We start from the raw sequence: 5,865 nt of genomic DNA, 5'->3' as shown, positions 1-5,865 counted from the left end.
CACCTGGTGCAGGCCGGCTTCGAGACGCTGACCGAGGCGGGCTACCAGCCCGAGATCGCCTACTTCGAGGTGCTGCACGAGCTCAAGCTCATCGTGGACCTGATGTGGGAGGGCGGCATCGCCAAGCAGCGCTGGTCGGTCTCCGACACCGCCGAGTACGGCGACTACGTCTCCGGGCCCCGCATCATCGATGCCTCGGTCAAGGAGCGCATGCAGGAGGTGCTCGCGGAGATCCAGGACGGCACGTTCGCGAGGCGCTTCATCGCGGACCAGGATGCCGGCGCGCCGGAGTTCCTCGCGCTGCGTGAGAAGGAGGCCGGTCACTCGATCGAGGCCACCGGAAAGATCCTGCGCTCGCACTTCTCGTGGAAGCAGCAGGACGCCGACTACGTCGACGGTCAGGCCGCGCGCTGACGGCTCGTGCTGACGAAGGCCCCACCGGTTCACCGCCGGTGGGGCCTTTGTGTACGCTCGGCGATGCAAGGCCGGGGTGCCCCACCAGGGGCTGAGATGAGACCCGCCGAACCTGATCCGGTTAGCACCGGCGCAAGGGAGCCTGCTGTGAACAGTTCTGTCACGTCATCGGTCGCGGAGATCGCGACCGCCGTTCGCGAGCGTTCGCCGCTCGTGCAGTACGTCACCAACTACGTCTCGATGGACGTGGCCGCCAACGTGCTGAACGCCGTCGGCGCTTCGCCGGCGATGGTCCACGATCCGCACGAGTCCGGCGAGTTCGCCCGGATCGCGTCGGCTGTCGGGATCAACATCGGCACGCCGTCGCCGTCGTGGGTCGAGGGCATGACCGCCGCCGCCGAGGCGGCGCGCGAGGTCGGGACGCCGTGGGTCCTCGACCCGGTGGCGGTGGGTGCGACGGCCTACCGGCGCGAGATCGTTGCCGGCCTTCTCCAGCACGCGCCGACGGTGATCCGGGGCAACGCCAGCGAGATCATCGCGATCGCGACGTCACGAGCGGCCGGACGTGGGGTCGACAGCGATGCGGACTCCTCGGATGCCCTCCAGGCGGCGCGGAGGCTCGCCAAGGAGCAATCGGCAGTCGTCGTGGTGACGGGCGCACAGGACATCGTCACGGACGGCTCGCGGGTCGCTGTGGTGCACGGGGGAGACCCTCGGATGCCGATGGTGACGGCGCTGGGATGTTCGGCCAGCGCGTTGGTTGCCGCCTGCTGCGGCGTCGGGGCCGACCCCTTCGACGGCTCCGTGGCGGCGATGGCGATGCTCGCGTCGGCCGGGGAGCGTGCCGGAGCCCGAGCGGAAGGGCCCGGCAGCCTGCGCATGCACCTGCTCGACGAGCTCGCCGCCCTGACCCCCGACCGCCTCGGGTCCGTGCGCGTCGACCGGTCATGATCATCGACCTCCGGCTCTATCTCGTGACCGATCCGGCGTACGGCGATCCCGTGCAGATCGTCCGTTCGGCAGTCGCGGGCGGCGCGTCGTGTGTCCAGGTGCGCGACAAGGCCGCCCCGTCGGCCGACCTCGTCAGCCTCACCCGCCGACTGCGCCGGGCCCTGCCGGCCGAGGTCGCCGTGATCGCCAACGACGACGTGGACGCGGCGCGTGAGTGCGACGGGCTGCACGTGGGCCTCGACGATCTCCTGCCCACCCAGGCCCGCGAGCTGCTCGGCCCCGAGGCCGTCATCGGGTGGTCGATCAACGACCTGGCCCAGCTCGACGACGAGCCGCAGCTGGCCGCCTGCGACTACGTCGCTGCCAGCCCGGTCTGGACGACGCCGACCAAGTCCGACGCCGACCGGCCGTGGGGACTGCCCGGCGTACGTTCCCTGGCCGGTCTGCTGGCCGGCCGACTGCCTCTGGTGGCGATCGGCGGTGTCGACGCGCACAACGCTGCCGAGGCCGTGGCTGCCGGTGCGGACGGCATCGCGGTCGTCAGCGCGATATGTTCCGCTGCCGATCCGGGGGCGGCAGCGCAGGAGCTCCGGACCATCGTCGACAGGTCCCTTGCCGAGAGAGGACTCGCGTCATGACCCCCGTCATGTTGAGCATCGCCGGATCAGATCCCTCGGGCGGTGCGGGTATCCAGGCAGACCTCAAGACCGCGGCCGCCCTGGGGGCGTACGGCGCCACGGTCATCACCGCCCTGACGGCCCAGAACACGCTGGGCGTCACCGGCATCCACGCGGTTCCGGTCCACTTCATCACGGCTCAGTACGACGCCGTGGTCGACGATCTCGACGTGCGCGCCGTCAAGATCGGCATGCTCGGCTCGGTCGACGTCATCGAAGCCGTCGCCGCGATGCTGCGCCGTCACCCCGTGCCCGCTGTCGTGCTGGACCCGGTCATGGTCGCGACCTCGGGGGACCGGCTTCTGCCACCGGGGGCCGAGGCCGCCATCCGCGACCTGCTGCTGCCGCTGGCGACCGTCGTCACGCCGAACGTGCCCGAGGCCGCGATGCTCACGGGACGCCAGGTCGGTTCGGTCGAGGACATGATCGAGGCCGGGCACGCGCTCATCGCCCTCGGCGCGGCCCATGCCCTGGTCAAGGGCGGGCATCTCGGCGGCGAGGACAGCGTGGACGTGCTGGTGTCCGCTGACGAGGTGATCAGGCTCGAGGCGCCGCGCGTCAACACTGCGAACACCCACGGCACGGGATGCACGCTGTCGTCGGCGGTCGCGTCCCGTCTCGCGCACGGCGAGCCGGTCGTACCCGCGGTCGCCGCGGCGAAGGACTACCTGACGCGGGCGCTGGTGGCCGGCGCCGGGCTCCGGATCGGCCACGGCAACGGCCCGGTCGACCACCAGGTGGCGGGATGAGCTTCTCGGAGGACGCCTGGCAGTCGGTGGGCCCGTGGTTCGACGCGATCTGCCGGCATCCCTTCCTGCTCGGGCTGACCGACGGCAGCCTGCCCGAGGAAGCCTTCACCCGTTACCTCGTGGACGATGCCCACTACCTCGATCGCTATGCCCGCGTGCTGGCACAGCTCGCCGTACGCGCTCCGGACCCGGTCGGCGTCGAGCTGTTGGCGGGATCGGCGGGGGCGGCCGTCGCTGCCGAGCGCGAGCTGCACCGCGGGTTCCTGGTGCCACGCGGGCTCGACCCCGATGGCGACGCCGCGGCCGAGCCGACGCCCACCTGTGTGGCCTACACGGGCTTCCTCGAGTCGGCGGCGGCCACCTCGGCGTATGACGTCGGGCTGGCCGCGATCCTGCCGTGCTTCCGTGTCTACGCCGAGGTCGGCCGGCACATCCTCGCCCTCCGAGGCCCGGGCGACCACCCGTACGCCGCCTGGATCGACACCTACGCCGCGCCGGAGTTCGACGAGGCCGTGCGCCGGATGGAGGCCCATGTCGACGCCGTCGCGTCCGATCGGCGCGCGATGTCGATCGCGTACGAGCGGTCGACCCGCTTCGAGTGGATGTTCTGGGACGCCGCCTGGCGTGCCGAGACCTGGCCGACGGCACGATCCCTGCTGACCGGGAGTTCAACCGATTCTCGCCCGTCGTTGGTCCGCCCGTCGTCTTGACCGTCTTGCGTTGTCGTCATGAGACGCCTTCTCCACGCTGCCACGGTTCATCCACTCCGGGTCTCCCTCGCGGGCGGTGTTGTCGTCGCCCTTGCGGCTGCGGCGACGTTGTCACCGGCGACCGCCTCGGCTGAGCGCGGCCACGGGCCCGACAGCCCGCGGCTGCTCGCGAGGGCGCTCCTGTCCGCCGACCACCAGGCCGACGGCCCGCCGTCGGGCGCCCTCGCCACGCCGGCCAACGGCCGCCAGGGACCCTTCCCGGGACAGGTCATCCCCGGATTCTCCGCCGCCATCGACAACGGTGACGGTACGTTCTGGGCACAGCCCGACAACGGCTTCGGCGCCAAAGGCAACTCAGCTGACTTCCTGCTCCGGCTCTACCTGGTCAAGCCGCGGTGGAGGACCGCCGGCGGCGGCGCGGGCGACATCGAAGTGCTTCGACACGTCACGCTGTCCGACCCCGGCCACAAGGTGGGCTTTCCCATCGTCAACGAGTCGACGAGCGACCGGCAGCTGACGGGCGACGACTTCGACATCGAGTCGGTCCAGCGGAGTCGTGACGGCTCGTTCTGGATCGGTGAGGAGTTCGGGCCCTTTCTGCTGCACGTCGACTCTCGCGGCCGCGTGCTCTCGGCACCCGTGCCCTTCCCGCTCGGCAAGTCGCCTCAGAACCCGGACCTCGGCGACGAGGACGCCGTCGTCCAGCGCAGCGGTGGGTTCGAGGCCATGGCCCAGTCGGCGGACCGGCGCTACCTCTACCCGATCGTCGAGAACGCCCTCGTCGGTGACGCGGACAGGCGCCGGCGGGTCGTCTCGGAGTTCGACACCCAAGCGGGTCGATACACCGGCCGGACGTGGAGCTACCGCGTCGATGCCGACGCCAACCTGGTTGCCGACGCGCAGATGACCAGGCCGGGGGTTCTCCTGGTGCTGGAGCGGGACAACTTCGACGGTGCGAGTGCGGTGACCAAGCGGGTCTACGAGGTCCGGCTGGGCGAGGGTGACGCCACGGGTCCGCTCACCAAGTCGCTTGTCGTCGACCTGTTGAAGATCTCGGACCCATATCGCATCAGCGAGGGCGGCGGCTGGGGCACAGGTGAGCAGTTCGCCTTCGGCTTCCAGTCCGTCGAGACGCTGGTGCCACTGTCGCGGGGTCGGCTGCTGATCGCCAATGACAACAACTACCCGGGCAACGCGGCCCGGTTCCCGGGCACCCCCGACGACACCGAGATGATCATCATCGACACCGACTGACCTCGGGGCCGGCGACTGGCGTACGTGGCTCAGGCGATGAGCTCGAGGGTGTCGGAGGTGTCGACCGGGGCTCCGTGCGTCTCCCGTGTGCCGACCACCTCGTCGTACGCGAGGCGAAGGCGCTTGACTGCCTCACTCAGGATGTCGAGGGCAGGCATGAAGGGCAGGCGGAGGTGCCGCTCGCTGACCGGCACCGGGCTCGTGAAGAAACGTGGGCCCGGGGTGAGGACGAGGCCATGGCGCGCGGCCGCGGACGTCAGCCGGGACGACATGCGATCCGGCAGCGTCACCCACAGGCTGGAGCCGCCCCCGGGGCAGGGCGCCACGATCTCGGGCAACGCCGTCACCAGCTCGCTCAGCAGGTGGTCGCGGCCGGCGCGCAGCTTCGCGCGGCCTGCTGCGGCAGTCTGGCCGCCGTCGGTCAGGAGCTCGGCGACGACGAGCTGCTCGAAGCCGGGCGTGCCGAGGTCGTGGTTCATGCGGGCCTGTATCAAGGGCATGACCAGGTCGAGCGGCACACGCGCCCAGCCGATGCGCAATCCGCCCCAGTACGACTTGGACATCGAGTCGACGAGGATGGCCCGCGGGTCGTAGCTGGCGAACGAGGGCGGCAGCTCGACGCCGTCGAGGTTGACCTCCCGCAACGACTCGTCGACGATCGGCACGATGTCGTGACGGGTCAGCTCGCGGGCCCACGCCCCGCGCTCGTCATCGCTCATGACGGCGCCTGTGGGGTTGTGGAAGTCCGGGATGATGTACGCCGCAGCGTGGGCCGTGCTGCGGACCGCCTCACCGAGCGACGTCGTGTCCCATGGGGTCTCGCCGACCGGCATCGACGTGAGGCGCGCGCCGATCGAGCTGAAGGACTCGGGGGCGTGAGGCCAGCTCGTACCCTCGACGATGATCCGTTGGCCCGGCTGGAGCAGTGCGCGGCCCAGCAGCGAGATCGCCCCTTGGGCCCCGCTGGTGACGACGATCTGTCCCGGGTCGGTCGGCAGCCCTCGATCGGAGTAGCGCTGCGCGATGATCTCGCGCAGCGCGGGCAGGCCGTCGGGGAGGTATCCGGTGGTGGCGAGGAGCCCCGGCAGCTTGTTCGCGGCCGCTTCGAAC

General features: G+C 70.8%; 6 protein-coding genes, 1 pseudogene and 1 riboswitch. Of the genes and pseudogenes, 6 read left to right on the top strand and 1 reads right to left on the bottom strand.

Annotated features, from left to right (window positions below):
• The 6 genes and pseudogenes from V6M46_RS06740 to V6M46_RS06715 all read left to right on the top strand — a co-directional run.
• Positions 1-414 (top strand): annotated as a pseudogene (locus tag V6M46_RS06740) (ketol-acid reductoisomerase); the annotation flags it as partial.
• 62 nt (positions 415-476) lie between these two features.
• Positions 477-571, top strand: a riboswitch (TPP riboswitch).
• Entirely contained in the window at positions 562-1,365 is an 804-nt protein-coding gene (gene thiM, locus V6M46_RS06735) for a hydroxyethylthiazole kinase (protein ID WP_332663120.1), read from the top strand. (Overlaps the previous riboswitch by 10 nt.)
• Positions 1,362-2,003, top strand: a complete 642-nt coding sequence (gene thiE, locus V6M46_RS06730) for a thiamine phosphate synthase (RefSeq protein WP_332663118.1) — start codon at positions 1,362-1,364, stop codon at positions 2,001-2,003. Before thiM ends, thiE begins: the two co-directional genes overlap by 4 nt.
• Positions 2,000-2,791, top strand: a complete 792-nt coding sequence (gene thiD / locus V6M46_RS06725) for a bifunctional hydroxymethylpyrimidine kinase/phosphomethylpyrimidine kinase (protein ID WP_332663115.1) — start codon at positions 2,000-2,002, stop codon at positions 2,789-2,791. The genes thiE and thiD overlap by 4 nt, the downstream gene beginning before the upstream one ends.
• Complete coding sequence (locus V6M46_RS06720) at positions 2,788-3,501, top strand: TenA family protein (protein ID WP_332663112.1); 714 nt, start codon at positions 2,788-2,790, stop codon at positions 3,499-3,501. The genes thiD and V6M46_RS06720 overlap by 4 nt, the downstream gene beginning before the upstream one ends.
• A gap of 18 nt (positions 3,502-3,519) precedes the next feature.
• The gene (locus V6M46_RS06715; RefSeq protein ID WP_332663110.1) at positions 3,520-4,755 is read left to right on the top strand and encodes an esterase-like activity of phytase family protein; all 1,236 of its coding nucleotides are present in this window, start codon (positions 3,520-3,522) and stop codon (positions 4,753-4,755) included.
• A gap of 29 nt (positions 4,756-4,784) precedes the next feature.
• Here V6M46_RS06715 and V6M46_RS06710 read toward each other — a convergent pair.
• On the bottom strand, positions 4,785-5,865 hold a 1,081-nt coding region (locus V6M46_RS06710; RefSeq protein ID WP_332663108.1), incomplete at its 5' end, for an aminotransferase-like domain-containing protein.

Origin of the sequence: Aeromicrobium sp. (genome assembly GCF_036676885.1) — a bacterium.
GTDB lineage: Bacteria > Actinomycetota > Actinomycetes > Propionibacteriales > Nocardioidaceae > Aeromicrobium.
This window is presented reverse-complemented; position numbering and strand designations above follow the sequence as displayed.

Excerpts from the sequence above, each read along its gene's own strand:
- thiE (WP_332663118.1), top strand. The coding sequence starts at position 1,362 with ATGATCATCGACCTCCGGCTCTATCTCGTGACCGATCCGGCGTACGGC.
- thiD (WP_332663115.1), top strand. The coding sequence starts at position 2,000 with ATGACCCCCGTCATGTTGAGCATCGCCGGATCAGATCCCTCGGGCGGT.
- V6M46_RS06720 (WP_332663112.1), top strand. The coding sequence starts at position 2,788 with ATGAGCTTCTCGGAGGACGCCTGGCAGTCGGTGGGCCCGTGGTTCGAC.
- V6M46_RS06715 (WP_332663110.1), top strand. The coding sequence starts at position 3,520 with ATGAGACGCCTTCTCCACGCTGCCACGGTTCATCCACTCCGGGTCTCC.